At 41.5% G+C, this 236-nt stretch carries 1 pseudogene; it reads left to right on the forward strand.

Annotated features, from left to right (window positions below):
* Positions 1-236 (forward strand): annotated as a pseudogene (locus Q0842_RS16225) (succinate--CoA ligase subunit alpha); the annotation flags it as partial.

The raw sequence follows: 236 nt of genomic DNA on the forward strand, positions 1-236 counted from the left end.
TTACAGGGAGTGAGGGCACTTTTCATGCGTCTCAAATGATAGCTTATGGCACCAATGTTGTTGGTGGTGTAACACCAGGAAAAGGTGGTCAGATGCATCTAGAAAAACCAGTTTTTAATACGGTTCAAGAAGCTGTAGAACAAGTGAACGCCAATACTTCTATTATTTTTGTCCCTCCAGCTTTTGCTGCAGATGCCATTATGGAATCAGCCGATGCTGGTATTGAAGTTATTATC

The sequence above is a fragment of the uncultured Algibacter sp. genome (genome assembly GCF_947495675.1).
Taxonomy (GTDB): domain Bacteria; phylum Bacteroidota; class Bacteroidia; order Flavobacteriales; family Flavobacteriaceae; genus Algibacter_B.